The following is a 16,041-nucleotide window of genomic DNA, read 5'->3' on the forward strand; positions in this document are numbered from 1 at the left end:
GCCTGCGATAGCGGTGGGTCAGCACTATATCTGTATCTGACAGACCGCTATCGCAGGCAAGCCAGCTCCCACAGTTGGACTGTGGTGTTCTTCAGGTCGTATTTCAATCATCGACCTGCTTGGGCGGCGGCAAGGTGAAACCCGATACTGACCTGCGCAACTGGCTGGCCATCTTCGCCAGGTTACCAATGCTTTCGGCGGTGGCGGTGGAACCCGACGACGTCTGGGTGGTGATCTGCTGGATCACGTTCATGGTCAGGGAAATCTGCCCCGCCGATGAGGTCTGTTGCTGCGCCGCGTTGGAAATACTCTGGATCAGCGCCGCCAGGGTTTTGGACACGCCTTCGATCTCTTCCAGCGCCACCCCGGCGTCCTGGGCCAGGCGCGCGCCGCGCACCACTTCCGTGGTGGTCTGTTCCATGGAGATCACCGCTTCGTTGGTGTCGGCCTGGATGGTGCGCACCAGGGTTTCGATCTGCCGGGTGGCCGCCGAGGAGCGTTCGGCCAACCGTTGCACTTCATCGGCCACCACCGCAAAACCGCGCCCGGCGTCACCGGCCATGCTGGCCTGGATCGCGGCATTGAGGGCGAGGATATTGGTCTGGTCGGCGATATCGTCGATCAGGCTGATGATGTCGCCAATTTCCTGGGACGACTCGCCCAAACGCTTGATGCGCTTGGCGGTGTCCTGGATCTGCTCGCGAATGTTGTCCATGCCGTGGATGGTGTTGTGCACCACCTCGTTGCCTTTGTTGGCGATCTCTACCGAACGTTCAGCTACCGCCGAGGATTCGGCCGCGTTGGCCGATACCTGGTCAATGGACCGCGCCATCTGGTTGATCGCCGTGGACGCTTCGGCAATCTGCTGGGCCTGATGCTCCGATGCCTGGGCCAGGTGCATGGCGGTGGCCTGGGTGTCCTGCACCGCACCGGCGACCTGCCCGGCAGTGAGGTTGATGGTGGCGACCAGGTCGCGCAGTTGGTCCACGGAATAGTTGATGGAGTCTGCGATGGTGCCAGTGAAGTCTTCGGTGACCGAGGCGGTGACGGTAAGGTCGCCGTCGGCCAGGTCTTCGATTTCATCCAGCAGGCGCATGATCGCGTTCTGGTTGCGCTCGTTCTTCTGCGCGGTTTCATGCAGTTGGCGGTTGGTCTCGCGCACCATGACCAGGCCGATCAGGATGATCGAGGCCAGCGCCAGCAAGCCCAGCACGTAACCACCGATGGTGTCGAAGCTGCGCCCGCTGGCGAGGTTTTCAAAACCCGTGGCCAGGTGCGAGGCTTCATCGAGCAAGGTTTGCGACAGGTTGAAAATATTGCTCGCCGAGGCGCGCACCTGGAACAACTGTGGCGAGGTCTCGAGAATTTCATCCACGGAGCCGGAGACAAATTCGAACAGCTCGGCGATGTCCGCCAGCCGCGCACGGGCGTCCGGGTCTTCGACCTGGGTGATACGCAGGCCCGGGTTGCCGTTGAGCATGCCATTGAGCACCACGCCAAAACGGTTGGCATCGCGGCCAAAGGCATCGGCGGCCTGCACGGCGGTTTCATCCCCCGCCAGCACCGTGTTGACCGCCCCCAGGATACGTTCGGCCAGCAGCGACTGGCGTTGGGCCAAGGCAACTTGGCTGGCCGGGGCGCCGCGTTGCAGCAGGATATCCACGACCTTTTCCGACTCGATCTGCAGTTGCGGCACGGTTTCGGCCAGGGTCGCCGCCACCTGGTGCAACGACAATACGGTCTGCTCGCTGGCCAGGATGGCGTCGGTGTTTTTGAGCAGCGCCTCCCAGTCGGTCTGCACCGCCCGCATTTCGGCGCGCACCGCACTGGGCGCCGCCGGCAAGCCAGTTTGCGGGTCACCTTTTTTCAGGTAACCCCAGCGCTGGGCAAAATCGTTGCGCGCATCGCCCAGCAGCTTGAACGCCGCCGCTTTCCCGGCAGCGGCCTCGGTGGCGTTCTTGGCAATGCGCTGGGACAGCACGCGCAGCTCACCGGCGTGGCCGATGTACTGTTTATCGTAGGTGGACTGGGTGTTGAGGTACGCGAAGTTGGCGAACAGCAACATGATGAACACGATCAAGGCGATAAACAGCACGATGATCTGCGAACGGCTGCGCGAAGCGGCCTGAGGTTTGGGCGTGGTAGCGGTACTCATGCGGCAACATCCATGAAGCCAGGGGCCTGGGCCAGGGCGAAGGGGCTGAAGACTTGCCATTGCGGCTCGCCGTCGAACTGGCCCTGGATAAACGGGGCGCTCGAGGCGGTGCTCGCCACCCAGGCGTCCAATGGGAAATGCTGCATGCCTACCACCTCGTCTACCAGCAGCCCGACAAACAGGTCGTTGAACTCCACCACCAGCACCCGCCGTTGCTTGCGCGCCCTGGACAACTCAAGGCCCAGGAAACCGCCCAGGTCCATCACCGGCAGCAAGCGCCCGCGCAGGTTGGCCACGCCCTTGACCCAGGGTTTGACCCCCGGCATCAAGGTGCAGCGCGGCTCATGCAACACCTCGGCGACTTCGCCCATGGGCGCCACGTAGGCGTTTGGCCCTACGCGGAAGGCGATGCCGCTCCAGCGTTGCAGGCGCGTTTCCTGGGACGGCAGGTCCGCGGCCAGCAAGCGGCAGCGGCGGTCGATGTCCAGCAACAGCTCAAAGGCGGTTTGCGACTCGGTCATGATCGCAAGCCTTAGCCGGCCAGCACCTTGTTCAGGGTGGCAATCAGGGTCTCTTCATCCACAGGCTTGGTCAGGTAATCCTTGGCGCCCTGGCGTGCGCCCCAGATCTTGTCGGTTTCCTGGTCCTTGGTGGTGATGATGATAATCGGGATACCGTTGGTTTCTGGCTCCTTGGACAACTGGCGCGTGGCCTGGAAGCCGTTGAGGCCGGGCATCACGATATCCATCAGCACCGCGTCGGGCTTTTCCTGGCGGGCCAGGGCCACGCCGTCCGCGCCGTTTTCGGCCTTGAGCACCTGGTGGCCATGCTTTTCCAGCATGCCGGTGAGTTTGTACATTTCAGTCGGCGAATCGTCGACGATCAGAACACGTGCCATGGTTTTCCCCGCTACATTGGTCGGCGCCGGCCCTCGTGAGGCGGCGTCAGTGTGCTTGTTCTACTGCGGCGAACCCAGGCACATAGGCCTTGATCGCCCCCAGCAGTTCTTCCTTGCTGAAAGGCTTGGTCAAAAATTGATCGACACCCACGATGCGCCCCTTGGCCTTGTCGAACAGGCCGTCCTTGGAGGACAGCATGATCACCGGGATCGACTTGAACGCCGGGTTGTTCTTCACCAGGGCGCAGGTCTGGTAGCCATCCAGGCGCGGCATCATGATGTCGACAAAGATAATGTGCGGGTGATGATCGACAATACGAGCCAGGGCGTCGAAACCGTCGATCGCCGTGATGACCTCGCACCCCATGTTCTTCAACAGCGTCTCGGCGGTGCGGCGGATCGTTTTCGAATCGTCGATCACCATCACCTTCAAGGCGTTGGAATGCTGTTCCATATCTGCTCTACCATCGCCACAGCGAATCGGTTTTCGGTGTGTACTGCCTGATGTTGCACAGGATGAACGCCGCAAGCCTTGGAATTCAAGGGCTGCTGCGCCGTGCCAGCCTTTTTAGCACAGTCTCCAAGCGCAATCTATCGAGGCACCCACCCAGTGGTTTTTCCTTGACCCACAACAGCCGCAGCGCCACTCTGACGCCACTTTTATGCGCCCCAATTTGCTAGAGGAAATCCCCCATGAGCGTTCGCGTCGGCATTGTCATGGACCCTATCGCCAGCATTTCCTATAAAAAGGACAGTTCGCTGGCCATGCTCCTGGCCGCCCAGGCCCGCGGCTGGACCTTGTTCTATATGGAGCAGCGCGACCTTTACCAGGGTGAAGGCGAGGCCCGCGCACGCATGCGCCCGCTGCAGGTGTTCGCCAACCCCGAGAAGTGGTTCGAGCTTTCTGACGAAATCGACAGCCCCCTTAGCGACCTCGACGTGATCCTGATGCGCAAGGATCCGCCGTTCGACATGGAATTTGTGTACTCCACCTACCTGCTGGAGCAAGCCGAACGGGCCGGCGTGTTGATCGTCAACAAGCCGCAAAGCCTGCGTGACTGCAATGAAAAGCTGTTCGCCACCCTGTTCCCGCAGTGCACACCACCGACCGTGGTCAGCCGCCGCGCCGATGTACTGCGTGAATTCGCCGCCAAGCATGGCGACGTGATCCTCAAGCCGCTGGACGGCATGGGCGGCACCTCGATCTTCCGTCACCGCGCCGGCGACCCGAACCTGTCGGTGATCCTCGAAACCCTGACCGCCCTGGGCACCCAGCAGATCATGGGCCAGGCCTACCTGCCGGCGATCAAGGACGGTGACAAGCGCATCCTGATGATCGACGGCGAGCCGGTGGATTACTGCCTGGCGCGCATCCCGGCAGCCGGCGAGACCCGTGGCAACCTGGCCGCCGGTGGTCGCGGTGAAGCGCGGCCGTTGTCGGACAAGGACCGCTGGATCGCCGCTCAAGTCGGTCCGACCCTGCGGGAAAAAGGCCTGCTGTTTGTCGGACTGGACGTAATTGGTGAGAACCTCACTGAAATCAACGTCACCAGCCCGACCTGTATTCGCGAGATCGACAATGCATTTGGTACGAACATCGGCGAAATGCTGATGGCCGCCATTGAGCGCAAGCTAAAAGCCAAGTGACATAGAACAGCCGGACACATACCAACATTGCGTTATCATGCGCCACCTGTGAAACGCGCGATGTTGGTTTTCTTGTCATGACACTCCCGTCCGATCTGCCCCCCGAATTCACCCATAGCGGCGTGCGCCCGGCTGATCGTCTCGGTTTTACCCTGTTTCTCGCTGCGCTGATTCACCTCGCCCTGCTCCTGGGCGTGGGGTTCACCCTGGTGGAACCCAAGCAGATCACCAAGACCCTGGAAATCACACTTGCTACGTTCAAGAGCGAAAAGAAGCCCGAAAAGGCTGACTTTCTCGCCCAGGAAAACCAGCAAGGCAGCGGCACCCTCGACAAGAAAGCCGTGCCCAAGACCACCGAAGTGGCGCCCTTCCACGACAACCAGGTCAAGAAGGTCACCCCACCGCCGGCGCCAAAGCCCGAGGTCAAGCAGGCCACGCCCAAGGCTGCGGTAGCCACCGTCGCGCCCAAGCCGCAAAAAGCCCCGACCCAGCGCGAAAAGGCCAAGACCGAACCCAAGCCCGAGCCAGTGAAACCTGCGCCGACGTTCGACAGTTCGACGCTGTCCGACGAAATTTCCAGCCTCGAAGCCGAACTGGCCCATGAACAACAGCTGTATGCCAAGCGCCCGCGCATCTACCGCCTGAACGCGGCCTCGACCATGCGCGACAAAGGCGCCTGGTATAAGGACGAGTGGCGCAAGAAGGTCGAACGCATCGGCAACCTCAACTACCCGGACGAGGCACGGCGCCAGCAGATTTATGGCAACTTGCGCTTGCTGGTGTCGATCAACCGTGACGGCTCGCTGTATGAAGTGCAGGTGCTGGAGTCCTCCGGCCAGCCGCTGCTGGACCAGGCCGCGCAACGCATCGTGCGCCTGGCCGCGCCCTTTGCGCCGTTCAGCGGCGACTTGAACGACGTGGACCGCCTGGAAATCATCCGCACCTGGCGGTTCGCCAAGGGCGACCGGTTGTCCAGCAACTGATCGCACAGATCGTTCCCACGCTCCGCGTGGGAATGCCGCCATGGACGCTCTGCGTCTGCTCTTGGGACGCGGAGCGCCCCGGGATGCATTCCGACGCAAAGCATGGGAACGATCAGCGACCAGGCTCGCGCCCGCACTTGTCAGTTCGTCCCTCCAACGCCACACTAGCGGACATGAAAAACGTCAGCCCGACTTACCTCAAGCACCAATTCCTGATCGCCATGCCCCATATGGCCGACCCGAACTTTGCGCAGACCTTGACCTACATCGTCGAGCACACGGCCAATGGTGCCATGGGGTTGGTGGTCAACCGCCCGCAGGAGCTGAACCTGGCCGATATCCTTGAGCAACTGCGCCCGGAAATCGACCCGCCAGCGCGCTGCCAGGGCGTACCGATCTACTTCGGCGGGCCGGTGCAGACCGATCGCGGTTTTGTACTGCACCCCACCGGGCCGACGTTCCAGGCCACGGTAGACCTTGATGGGGTGTCACTGTCCACATCCCAGGATGTGCTGTTCGCCATCGCCGACGGCATCGGCCCCGAGCAGAGTGTGATCACCCTGGGCTACGCCGGTTGGGAAGCCGGGCAACTGGAGGCCGAACTGGCCAGCAATGCCTGGCTGACCTGCCCGTTCGACGCTGATATTTTGTTCAACACCGCCAGCGAATTGCGCCTGGAAGCGGCAGCAGCCAAGCTGCGGGTCAACCTCAGCCTGCTGACCAGCCAGGCGGGGCACGCCTGATGGCCTTGCGTCTGATCCTCGGTTTTGACTACGGCACCAAACAGATCGGCGTAGCGGTTGGCCAGGTCATCACCGGCCAGGCCCGCGAATTGTGCACCCTCAAGGCCCAGAACGGCGTGCCGGACTGGAACCAGGTCGAAGCCCTGATTAAAGAGTGGAAGCCTGACGCGGTGGTGGTCGGCCTGCCCCTGAACATGGATGGCACCCCCAGTGACATGTGCCTGCGCGCCGAGAAGTTCGCGCGCCGCCTCAATGGCCGCTACAACCTGCCGTTCTATACCCACGACGAACGCCTCACCACCTTCGAAGCCAAGGGGGAGCGCCGCGACCGTGGCGGGCAAAAGGGCAGTTACCGCGACAACCCGGTAGACGCTATCGCCGCGGCCTTGCTGTTGCAGGGCTGGCTGGATGAAAACACCGCTTTATTTGAATCCTGACCCGCCGCGATCCTGTAGGAGCGGGCTTGCCCGCGAAGAACGTTAACGATACCGCGAGAAGGCTGGATGAACGCGGTGCCCATGAGTTTTTCGCGAGCAAGCTCGCTCCTACACACTTGATAAGGAGCCACTATGAGCTTGCCGAACCCTGCCGAACTGATCAGCCAGATGGCGATACGCCTCAAGGCGCACCTGGAACACCGTGCCATCAGCGAACCGCGTTTTATCGGCATACGCACCGGTGGCGTGTGGGTAGCCCAGGCATTGCTGGAAGCACTGGGCAGCGATTCGCCTCTGGGCACCCTGGACGTGTCCTTCTACCGCGACGACTTCAGCCAGAACGGCCTGCATCCACAAGTGCGCCCATCGGCCCTGCCCTTCGAGATCGAAGGCCAGCACCTGGTATTGATCGACGACGTGCTGATGAGCGGCCGCACCATCCGCGCCGCCATGAACGAATTGTTCGACTATGGCCGCCCTGCCAGCGTGACCCTGGTGTGCCTGCTGGACCTGGATGCTGGCGAACTGCCGATCAGCCCGGACGTCGTGGGTGCAACCCTGTCGCTTGCACCCCAGCAGCGGGTAAAATTGTCCGGTCCTACGCCGCTCGAACTCGAACTGCAAGACCTTGCCCTTTAAACCGCCTTGTAAAGAGTCCCCGCGATGACGCCTCTAGATGCCAAGCGCCCGCTGCAGCTCAATGCTCAGGGCCAGTTGCAACACTTCTTGTCCCTCGACGGTTTGCCCCGCGAACTGCTCACCGAAATCCTCGACACCGCCGACTCGTTCCTGGAAGTCGGTGGCCGGGCAGTGAAGAAAGTCCCGCTGTTGCGCGGCAAAACCATCTGCAACGTGTTCTTCGAAAACTCCACCCGCACCCGCACCACCTTTGAACTGGCGGCCCAGCGGCTGTCGGCCGATGTGATCACGCTGAACGTGTCCACCTCGTCGGCGAGCAAGGGCGAAACCCTGCTCGATACCTTGCGCAACCTGGAAGCCATGGCCGCCGACATGTTCGTGGTACGCCACGGCGACTCCGGCGCTGCGCATTTCATCGCCGAGCATGTGTGCCCGAACGTGGCGATCATCAATGGCGGCGACGGCCGTCACGCGCACCCGACCCAGGGCATGCTCGACATGCTCACCATTCGTCGGCACAAGGGCAGCTTTGAAAACCTCTCGGTAGCCATCGTCGGCGACATCCTGCATTCGCGGGTGGCACGTTCGAACATGCTGGCTCTCAAGGCCCTGGGTTGCCCGGATATCCGCGTGATCGCGCCCAAGACCCTATTGCCCATCGGCATCGAACAGTATGGCGTGAAGGTCTACACCGACATGGCCGAAGGCCTCAAGGATGTGGACGTGGTGATCATGCTGCGCCTGCAACGCGAGCGCATGGCCGGGGGCTTGTTGCCCAGCGAAGGTGAGTTCTACCGCCTGTTCGGCCTGACCACCGCACGCCTGGCCAAGGCCAAGCCGGATGCCATCGTGATGCACCCGGGGCCAATCAACCGCGGCGTGGAAATTGAGTCGGCGGTGGCCGACGGCCCACAATCGGTGATTCTCAACCAAGTGACCTACGGCATCGCCGTGCGCATGGCCGTGCTGTCCATGGCCATGAGCGGACAAACCGCGCAACGTCAATTCGAGCAGGAGCAGGCCCAGTGAAGCTCAGCATTCTCGGCGCCCGAGTCATCGACCCGGCCAGCGGCCTGGACCAAGTTACCGATCTACACCTGGACGCCGGCAAGATCGTCGCCATCGGCGCCGCCCCCGCCGGCTTCAACGCCGGCCAGAGCATTGACGCCAAGGGCCTGGTGGCCGCACCTGGGCTGGTGGACTTGAATGTCGCCCTGCGTGAACCGGGCTACAGTCGCAAAGGCAACATCGCCAGCGAAACCCAGGCCGCGGCAGCCGGTGGCGTGACCAGCCTGTGTTGCCCGCCCAATACCAAGCCGGTACTGGACACTTCTGCTGTGACCGAGCTGATCCTCGACCGCGCCCGCGAAGCCGGCAATTGCAAAGTGTTTCCCATTGGCGCCTTGAGCAAGGGCCTGGATGGCGAACAACTCGCCGAATTGATCGCCCTGCGTGACGCCGGTTGCGTGGCCTTCGGCAATGGCCTGGAAAGCTTTCGCAGCACGCGCACCTTGTGCCGCGCCCTGGAATACGCGGCCACGTTCGACTTGACGGTGATCTTCCATTCCCAAGACCGCGACCTGGCCGAAGGCGGCCTGGCCCATGAAGGCGCAGTGGCGAGCTTCCTCGGCCTGCCGGGCATTCCGGAAACCGCAGAAACCGTGGCCCTCGCCCGTGACCTGTTGCTGGTGGAACAAAGCGGCGTGCGTGCGCATTTCAGCCAGTTGACCAGCGCCCGGGGCGTGGCTCTGATCGCCCAGGCCCAGGCCCGTGGCTTGCGGGTAACTGCGGATGTCGCCCTGTACCAGCTGATCCTGACGGATGAGGCGCTGATCGACTTCTCCAGCCTTTACCACGTACAGCCCCCGCTGCGCACGAAGGCAGACCGTGACGGTTTGCGTGCGGCGGTGAAGTCGGGTGTGGTGTCGGCGATTTCCAGCCATCACCAACCTCACGAGCGAGACGCCAAGCTGGCACCGTTTGGCGCGACCGAGCCGGGCATCAGCAGCGTGGAGTTGTTGTTGCCACTGGCGATGACGCTTGTAGAAGACGGCTTGCTGGACTTGCCGACACTACTGTCGCGCCTGAGCGCCGGCCCGGCCGAGGCCCTGCGCTTGCCAGCGGGCCAGTTGGCGGTGGGTTCACCGGCGGACCTGGTGCTGTTCGACCTGGCAAGCTCGACGGTGGCTGGTGAGCGTTGGTTGTCCAAGGGCGAAAACTGCCCGTTCATCGGCCACAGCCTGCCGGCGACGGTGCGGTACACCTTGATGGATGGGCGGATCAGCTACCAGGCTTGATAACTCGCCTATCTAATGTGGTTACGGTCAATGTGGAAGCCGGCTTGCCTGCGATAGCATCACCTCGGTCTACCTGATACACCGAGGTGCCTGCATCGCAGGCAAGCCAGCTCCCACACTGCGCTATAGTGCTCAACGGCCGCTATTGCGCTCGGCATTGCGGATCGAAATCTGCGTGTTCAACGTCCAGAAGTCATACAGCACTCCGACCAGGAACAAACCGCCGGTCAGCAGGTAGATCAGGCCGGTGATCCATTTGCCCTGATACATGCGGTGCACACCAAACACCCCCAGGAACGCCAACAGAATCCAGGCCACGTTGTATTCAATCGGCCCAGCGGTAAACCGCAGGTCGGCCTCACGGTCCATGGCCGGGATCAGGAACAAGTCGATCAGCCAGCCAATACCCAGCAAGCCGAAAGTGAAAAACCAGATCGTACCGGTCACGGGCTTGCCGTAATAAAAGCGATGAGCCCCGGTAAAACCGAAAATCCACAGCAGGTAACCAATCGCCTTACTGTGGGTATCGTGCTGCTGACCAACCTGTTGATAGGTGTTCATGAAGGACCTCTTTTGCGTCGATAGATAAATTTTTTCATTTTCTTTGTGACTTTTTTACGGGCGCCCGACGTACGGTAAATGGTATCTTCCTGCCCTCAAAGCCTTGTACCGCCTGCCTTGTGTAGGACAATTGCGGCGAATCGTCGCGTTTTTCCTGAATTTGACCCCAAGGTTCAGTCGACAAACGGCCTGAGAACAGCACAAAAAGCTGTTATAAAGTTGCGCGCAAACCCATAAGAGCCACGCCTAATGCGACCATTTTTCAAGACATGGCTAACCATTTGCCTATTAATGCCACTGGCCGCCCACGCCACCAATCGTGAGCAACGACTTCCGAACGTTAACGGTTTCACCCCTAAAGTCCATAGCACGCCCAGCACTGCCAAAGCGGCAAAGCCGACCGTCAGCCGCCCGACTCAACTGAGCAAGGCCCACGGCAAAGTGCTTTCCACCCAGCTGGCCATGAACACCAAGCAAAGCAGCAACGTCTTGAGCCGTGCCGTCAACGTGCTCGGTACACCTTATCGTTGGGGCGGCAGCAGCCCAAGTAAAGGGTTCGACTGCAGCGGGCTGGTGAAATATGCATTTAACGATGTAAAAGCGGTGGACCTGCCACGCACCTCCAACGCCATGGCGGCCGGCCATGGGTTGAAGGTTGACCGCAAAGACCTGAAGCCGGGCGATCTGTTGTTCTTCAAGTTGAAGAGCCGCCAGGTGAACCACGTTGCCATCTACCTGGGCAATGACCGCTTTATTCACGCACCGCGCCGTGGCAAGTCGGTGAGCATCGACACGCTGAAAAAGCCGTTCTGGGACAAGAACTACGTGATTGCCAAGCGGGTACTGCCTAAAGAGCAGAACAGCAACCTGCGGATCGTGCAGCGCTAAGCCAGGCACCACTGAAGCTCCCCCTTTGAAATGCAATCAAATGTGGGAGCTGGCTTGCCTGCGATGACGGTGTGTCAGTTGGCAGACAGAGTGCCTGACAGTCCGCTATCGCAGGCAAGCCAGCTCCCACATTGTGTGTCTGTGCGTTTTAGATATCTGCCGGCACCCTCGCCTTCTCCCGCGCCTCTTCCCGACTGACCAGGCCCGCGCCCACCAACGCCTTCAAACTCATATCCAGGGTCTTCATCCCCAACGCCCCACCGGTCTGAATTGCCGAAACCATCTGCGCCACCTTGTCCTCACGGATCAAGTTACGAATCGCCGGCGTACCCAGCATGATTTCATGGGCGGCCACACGCCCACCGCCCACCTTCTTCACCAACACCTGAGAGACCACCGCCTGCAACGACTCCGACAGCATCGAGCGGACCATGGCCTTTTCCCCGGCCGGGAAGACGTCCACCAGCCGGTCTATCGTCTTTGCCGCCGACGAGGTGTGCAGAGTGCCGAACACCAGGTGCCCGGTCTCTGCCGCCGTCAGCGCAAGGCGGATGGTTTCCAGATCGCGCAATTCACCCACCAGGATCACATCCGGGTCTTCTCGCAGGGCTGAACGCAGGGCCACCGAGAAACTGTGGGTGTCACGATGCACCTGGCGCTGGTTGACCAGCGCCAGTTTCGGCCTGTGGATAAACTCGATGGGGTCTTCCAGCGTGAGGATATGCTGGCGTCGATGCCGGTTGAGGTCGTCGATCATCGCCGCCAGGGTCGTGGACTTGCCCGAGCCGGTGGGCCCGGTCACGAGCACCAGGCCGCGAGGAAGGCGGGCGATACGCTGGAACACCTCGCCCAATCCCAGCGCCTCCAGGCTCTGGACCTCAGTCGCAATAGCCCGGAACACTGCACCCACGCCGCGATCCTGGCGGAACACGTTCGCCCGGAACCGGGCGACGCCTGGCAATTCGAAGGCAAAATCCGTTTCAAGAGATGTTTCGAAATCCTTTTGTTGATGTTTATTCAGCAACGGGCTCAATAAGTCGACCACTTGGGTAGCGTTCAGCGCTGGCCCATCCAGCGGCCAAACCTCGCCATCAATGCGCAGCATCGGTGCCAGGCCAGCTGACAGATGCAGGTCTGAGGCGCCTCGGCTTACGCTGGCCGTCAGCAATTGCGTGATATCCATAGGGCTTTCCATTTCCAGTAGAATGCCGCGGACTCCATATCCACGGGCGCATCTTGAATGTCGACGATAGCAGACAACATCGGCCTGGTTAGCCAGCGCATCCGCGCCGCAGCCGACGCCGTGCAACGTGACGCAAGCAGCATCCACCTGCTGGCCGTGAGCAAGACCAAACCCGCGCAGGCAGTGCGCGAAGCCTATGCCGCCGGGCTGCGCGACTTTGGCGAAAACTACCTGCAGGAAGCCCTGGGCAAACAGGCGGATTTAACCGACCTGCCCTTGAGTTGGCACTTCATCGGCCCCATTCAATCGAACAAGACTCGCGCTATCGCCGAGCACTTCGCTTGGGTGCATTCCGTGGACCGCCTGAAAATCGCACAACGCCTGTCCGAACAACGCCCGGCCGACCTGCCGCCGCTCAATATCTGCATTCAGGTCAATGTCAGTGGCGAAGCCAGCAAGTCCGGCTGCACACCCGCCGACCTGCCGGCCCTGGCCACGGCGATCAGCGCCCTGCCGCGCTTGAAGCTGCGGGGCTTGATGGCGATTCCCGAGCCGACTGAAGATCGGGCAGAGCAGGATGCGGCGTTTGCCACGGTGCGCGACCTGCAAGCCAGCTTGAACCTGGCGCTGGACACACTTTCCATGGGCATGAGCCACGACCTTGAGTCGGCCATTGCCCAAGGCGCCACCTGGGTGCGGATCGGTACCGCGCTGTTTGGCGCCCGCGACTACGGCCAGCCGTGAAATGGCTGACATCCCTCGAAAATAAGGACCTGTCATGAGCAACACGCGTATTGCCTTTATCGGCGCCGGTAACATGGCGGCCAGCCTGATCGGTGGCCTGCGGGCCAAGGGCCTGGACGCCGAGCAGATCCGCGCCAGCGACCCGGGCGCCGAGACCCGCGAGCGCGTCAGCGCCGAACACGGCATCCAGACCTTCGCTGATAATGCCGAGGCCATCCACGGCGTCGATGTGATCGTGCTGGCGGTCAAGCCCCAGGCCATGAAGGCTGTGTGCGAGAGCCTGCGCCCGAGTCTGCAACCTCACCAATTGGTGGTGTCGATTGCCGCTGGCATCACCTGCGCCAGCATGACCAACTGGCTCGGCGCCCAGCCCATCGTGCGCTGCATGCCCAACACCCCGGCGCTGCTGCGCCAGGGCGTCAGCGGTTTGTATGCCACCGGCGAAGTCACCGCGCAGCAACGTGACCAGGCCCAGGAACTGCTGTCTGCGGTGGGCATCGCCGTGTGGCTGGAGCAGGAACAGCAACTGGATGCGGTTACCGCCGTTTCCGGTAGTGGCCCGGCCTACTTCTTCCTGCTGATCGAGGCCATGACCGCCGCCGGTGTCAAGCTGGGCCTGCCCCACGACGTGGCCGAGCAACTGGCGGAGCAAACCGCCCTGGGCGCCGCGAAAATGGCGGTCGGCAGCGAGGTGGATGCCGCCGAACTGCGCCGTCGCGTCACCTCGCCCGGTGGCACCACACAAGCGGCTATCGAGTCGTTCCAGGCCGGGGGCTTTGAAGCCCTGGTGGAAACAGCACTGGGTGCCGCCGCACATCGTTCAGCCGAGATGGCTGAGCAACTGGGCAAATAGTCGTCCCTTACCAAGGTAATCAAACATGCTCGGAATCAATGACGCTGCCATTTTCATCATCCAGACCCTGGGCAGCTTGTACCTGCTGATCGTGCTGATGCGCTTTATCCTGCAACTGGTGCGTGCAAACTTCTACAACCCGCTGTGCCAGTTCGTGGTGAAGGCCACCCAACCACTGCTCAAGCCGCTGCGCCGAGTGATCCCGAGCCTGTTCGGCCTGGACATGTCGTCGCTGGTGCTGGCGTTGCTGCTGCAAATCCTGCTGTTCGTGGTGATCCTGATGCTCAATGGCTACCAGGCCTTCACCGTCCTGCTGTTGCCATGGGGCCTGATCGGGATTTTCTCGCTGTTCCTGAAGATCATTTTCTGGTCGATGATCATCAGCGTGATCCTCTCCTGGGTCGCACCGGGCAGCCGTAGCCCAGGTGCCGAATTGGTGGCTCAGATCACCGAGCCCGTGCTGGCACCCTTCCGTCGCCTGATTCCGAACCTGGGTGGCCTGGATATCTCGCCGATCTTCGCGTTTATCGTGATTCAGTTGCTGCAAAGCTGGGTGATTCCGCGCCTGGCCTACTTTGCTTACATGCCAAAAGAGTTGTTTGGCCTGATCTGAATGCCGTAGCCCCTATGGGAGTTGGCTTGTGTGGGAGCTGGCTTGTCTGCGATAGCATGGCTTGTGCTGATCATTCCCACGCTCTGCGTGGGAATGCAGCCCGTGACGCTCCGCGTCACCAGGGCAGGACGCAGAGCGTCCCAAGAGGCATTCCCACGCAGAGCGTGGGAACGATCACGCTAACCCCCGACCATTGCTTGCCGCTAGGGTCCCCGCTCTTTAGACTTACGCCTCATTTAAACGAGAGCAGGGTCGATGCCAGCTGCCTTCCCCCCCGATTCTGTTGGACTGGTCGTGCCACAAGTGGCGCATTTCAGCGAACCCCTGGCCCTGGCCTGCGGCCGTTCGTTGCCAGCCTACGACCTGATCTACGAAACCTATGGCCAACTGAACGCCACGGCGAGCAATGCCGTGCTGATCTGCCATGCCTTATCCGGCCATCATCACGCCGCCGGCTTCCATAGCGTTGACGACCGCAAGCCCGGCTGGTGGGACAGTTGCATCGGCCCCGGCAAGCCCATCGACACCAATAAGTTCTTTGTGGTCAGCCTGAACAACCTCGGCGGCTGCAACGGCTCCACCGGCCCCAGCAGCCTCAACCCGGAAACCGGCAAACCGTTCGGCGCCGACTTCCCAGTGCTGACGGTAGAGGACTGGGTGCACAGCCAGGCACGCCTCGCCGACCTGCTGGGCATCAGCCAGTGGGCCGCCGTGATTGGTGGCAGCCTGGGCGGCATGCAGGCCCTGCAATGGACCATCACTTACCCAGACCGCGTGCGTCATTGCCTGGCCATCGCCTCGGCGCCCAAGTTGTCGGCGCAGAACATCGCCTTCAACGAAGTGGCGCGCCAGGCGATCCTCACCGACCCCGAGTTCCACGGCGGTTCGTTCCAGGAAGCGGGCGTGATCCCCAAGCGCGGCTTGATGCTGGCGCGGATGGTCGGCCACATTACCTACCTGTCCGACGATTCCATGGGCGAGAAATTCGGCCGAGGCCTCAAGAGCGAGAAGCTCAACTACGACTTCCACAGCGTCGAGTTCCAGGTGGAAAGCTACCTGCGTTATCAGGGCGAGGAATTCTCGGGGCGCTTTGACGCCAACACCTACCTACTGATGACCAAGGCTCTGGACTACTTCGACCCGGCCGCCAACCACGATGACGACCTGGCAAAAACCTTCGAGCACGCCACGGCCCAGTTCTGCGTGATGTCGTTCACCACCGACTGGCGCTTTTCGCCGGCACGCTCCCGTGAGCTGGTGGATGCCCTGATGGCCGCCAAGAAAGACGTCTGCTACCTGGAGATCGATGCACCGCAAGGCCACGACGCCTTCCTGATTCCGATCCCGCGTTACCTGCAGGCCTTTAGCAACTACATGAACCGAATCGCACTGTGAGAACG

Annotated in this window: 18 protein-coding genes; 12 read left to right on the forward strand and 6 right to left on the reverse strand. The window is 61.6% G+C overall.

The window, feature by feature from the left end; translation table 11 throughout:
• Positions 1-103: 103 nt before the first annotated feature.
• From MHH62_RS22790 to pilG, 4 genes are read right to left on the reverse strand one after another with little or no spacing between them, the layout of a single operon-like run.
• Positions 104-2,155 carry a methyl-accepting chemotaxis protein gene (locus MHH62_RS22790; RefSeq protein ID WP_038451842.1) on the reverse strand — a complete coding sequence of 684 codons (2,052 nt, stop codon included), beginning with the start codon at positions 2,153-2,155 and terminating at the stop codon, positions 104-106.
• The gene (locus tag MHH62_RS22795) at positions 2,152-2,676 is read right to left on the reverse strand and encodes a chemotaxis protein CheW (protein ID WP_020301917.1); all 525 of its coding nucleotides are present in this window, start codon (positions 2,674-2,676) and stop codon (positions 2,152-2,154) included. The genes MHH62_RS22790 and MHH62_RS22795 overlap by 4 nt, the downstream gene beginning before the upstream one ends.
• Positions 2,677-2,687: 11 nt before the next feature.
• Entirely contained in the window at positions 2,688-3,053 is a 366-nt protein-coding gene (pilH, locus tag MHH62_RS22800) for a twitching motility response regulator PilH (RefSeq protein ID WP_014720320.1), read from the reverse strand.
• 46 nt (positions 3,054-3,099) lie between these two features.
• Positions 3,100-3,507: a twitching motility response regulator PilG gene (pilG, locus tag MHH62_RS22805; RefSeq protein WP_014720321.1), complete on the reverse strand. Its 408-nt coding sequence runs from the start codon at positions 3,505-3,507 to the stop codon at positions 3,100-3,102.
• Positions 3,508-3,746: 239 nt separating this feature from the next.
• On the opposite strand from pilG, the gene gshB reads away from it, so the two are divergent.
• From gshB to MHH62_RS22840, 7 genes are all read left to right on the forward strand, one after another.
• Positions 3,747-4,700, forward strand: a complete 954-nt coding sequence (gene gshB / locus MHH62_RS22810) for a glutathione synthase (protein WP_020301918.1) — start codon at positions 3,747-3,749, stop codon at positions 4,698-4,700.
• A 77-nt stretch (positions 4,701-4,777) separates the two neighbouring features.
• Positions 4,778-5,683, forward strand: coding sequence for an energy transducer TonB (locus MHH62_RS22815; protein WP_014720322.1), 906 nt, complete (start codon positions 4,778-4,780; stop codon positions 5,681-5,683).
• A 173-nt stretch (positions 5,684-5,856) separates the two neighbouring features.
• Complete coding sequence (locus tag MHH62_RS22820; protein WP_019817750.1) at positions 5,857-6,426, forward strand: YqgE/AlgH family protein; 570 nt, start codon at positions 5,857-5,859, stop codon at positions 6,424-6,426.
• On the forward strand, positions 6,426-6,863 hold the full coding sequence (gene ruvX / locus MHH62_RS22825) for a Holliday junction resolvase RuvX (RefSeq protein ID WP_003195067.1): 438 nt from the start codon (positions 6,426-6,428) through the stop codon (positions 6,861-6,863). Before MHH62_RS22820 ends, ruvX begins: the two co-directional genes overlap by 1 nt.
• Positions 6,864-6,995: 132 nt before the next feature.
• Positions 6,996-7,502: a bifunctional pyr operon transcriptional regulator/uracil phosphoribosyltransferase PyrR gene (gene pyrR / locus MHH62_RS22830; RefSeq protein ID WP_019817751.1), complete on the forward strand. Its 507-nt coding sequence runs from the start codon at positions 6,996-6,998 to the stop codon at positions 7,500-7,502.
• Positions 7,503-7,526: 24 nt separating this feature from the next.
• Positions 7,527-8,531 (forward strand): aspartate carbamoyltransferase catalytic subunit, encoded by a 1,005-nt coding sequence (locus tag MHH62_RS22835; RefSeq protein WP_014720325.1) that lies wholly within the window; start codon positions 7,527-7,529, stop codon positions 8,529-8,531.
• The gene (locus tag MHH62_RS22840) at positions 8,528-9,799 is read left to right on the forward strand and encodes a dihydroorotase (protein ID WP_014720326.1); all 1,272 of its coding nucleotides are present in this window, start codon (positions 8,528-8,530) and stop codon (positions 9,797-9,799) included. Before MHH62_RS22835 ends, MHH62_RS22840 begins: the two co-directional genes overlap by 4 nt.
• A gap of 132 nt (positions 9,800-9,931) precedes the next feature.
• Here the strand turns inward: MHH62_RS22840 and MHH62_RS22845 are convergent, their stop codons facing one another.
• Positions 9,932-10,360, reverse strand: a complete 429-nt coding sequence (locus MHH62_RS22845) for a TM2 domain-containing protein (protein ID WP_003195076.1) — start codon at positions 10,358-10,360, stop codon at positions 9,932-9,934.
• Positions 10,361-10,609: 249 nt separating this feature from the next.
• Here MHH62_RS22845 and MHH62_RS22850 point away from each other — a divergent pair, with 249 nt between their 5' ends.
• Entirely contained in the window at positions 10,610-11,248 is a 639-nt protein-coding gene (locus MHH62_RS22850; RefSeq protein ID WP_339231959.1) for a C40 family peptidase, read from the forward strand.
• Between the two features lie 148 nt (positions 11,249-11,396).
• On the opposite strand, the gene MHH62_RS22855 is transcribed toward MHH62_RS22850, so the two are convergent.
• On the reverse strand, positions 11,397-12,431 hold the full coding sequence (locus tag MHH62_RS22855; RefSeq protein ID WP_032902279.1) for a type IV pilus twitching motility protein PilT: 1,035 nt from the start codon (positions 12,429-12,431) through the stop codon (positions 11,397-11,399).
• A gap of 57 nt (positions 12,432-12,488) precedes the next feature.
• Between MHH62_RS22855 and MHH62_RS22860 the strand changes: the two genes are divergently transcribed.
• The 4 genes from MHH62_RS22860 (at position 12,489) to MHH62_RS22875 (ending at position 16,036) form a co-directional block, all read left to right on the forward strand.
• Complete coding sequence (locus tag MHH62_RS22860; protein WP_014720328.1) at positions 12,489-13,175, forward strand: YggS family pyridoxal phosphate-dependent enzyme; 687 nt, start codon at positions 12,489-12,491, stop codon at positions 13,173-13,175.
• Between the two features lie 34 nt (positions 13,176-13,209).
• Positions 13,210-14,028 (forward strand): pyrroline-5-carboxylate reductase, encoded by an 819-nt coding sequence (gene proC, locus MHH62_RS22865; protein WP_032902278.1) that lies wholly within the window; start codon positions 13,210-13,212, stop codon positions 14,026-14,028.
• A gap of 25 nt (positions 14,029-14,053) precedes the next feature.
• A complete protein-coding gene (locus MHH62_RS22870; RefSeq protein WP_003195087.1) occupies positions 14,054-14,641 on the forward strand; it encodes a YggT family protein in 588 nt (195 codons plus the stop codon).
• A gap of 255 nt (positions 14,642-14,896) precedes the next feature.
• Positions 14,897-16,036 carry a homoserine O-acetyltransferase gene (locus MHH62_RS22875; RefSeq protein ID WP_020301923.1) on the forward strand — a complete coding sequence of 380 codons (1,140 nt, stop codon included), beginning with the start codon at positions 14,897-14,899 and terminating at the stop codon, positions 16,034-16,036.
• Positions 16,037-16,041 lie beyond the last annotated feature (5 nt).

Source organism: Pseudomonas sp. FSL L8-0168 (assembly GCF_037976155.1).
In the GTDB taxonomy this organism is placed as follows: domain Bacteria; phylum Pseudomonadota; class Gammaproteobacteria; order Pseudomonadales; family Pseudomonadaceae; genus Aquipseudomonas; species Aquipseudomonas paracarnis.